At 46.5% G+C, this 331-nt stretch carries 1 protein-coding gene; it reads left to right on the top strand.

Annotation, left to right across the window (positions count from 1 at the left end; translation table 11 throughout):
• On the top strand, positions 1 to 331 hold a 331-nt coding region (locus tag QN347_RS19640; RefSeq protein ID WP_323494371.1), incomplete at both ends, for a BLUF domain-containing protein.

Raw genomic sequence — 331 nt, 5'->3', positions numbered from 1 at the left:
GATCAAAAAACCAGCTCGACCACTTGTATGCCACTTATGGCAAGCTAACTTTATTCAAAGAGATCATCATGCTAGTCCGACTTTTGTACGCCAGCCGTGCCGTTGATCAACAGATGTCCAACATGATATTAGGCATCATGCAGCAATCGCGTACACAAAATCCACAAAATGGCATTACCGGTATTTTGTGCCACAGCGACAATGTCTTTATGCAAGTCTTAGAAGGTGGGCGCGATGCTGTGAATACGCTCTACGCGCACATCTTGCGAGATCCGCGTCATACGGATATAACCCTGCTGCATTACGAAGAAATCAACGAGCGGCGCTATTC

The organism is Sphingomonas sp. 10B4, assembly GCF_035019905.1.
Taxonomy (GTDB): Bacteria; Pseudomonadota; Alphaproteobacteria; order Sphingomonadales; family Sphingomonadaceae; genus Sphingomonas; species Sphingomonas glacialis.
Note: the sequence above shows the minus strand (reverse complement) of the source record. Positions and strands in the feature narration are given on the sequence as shown.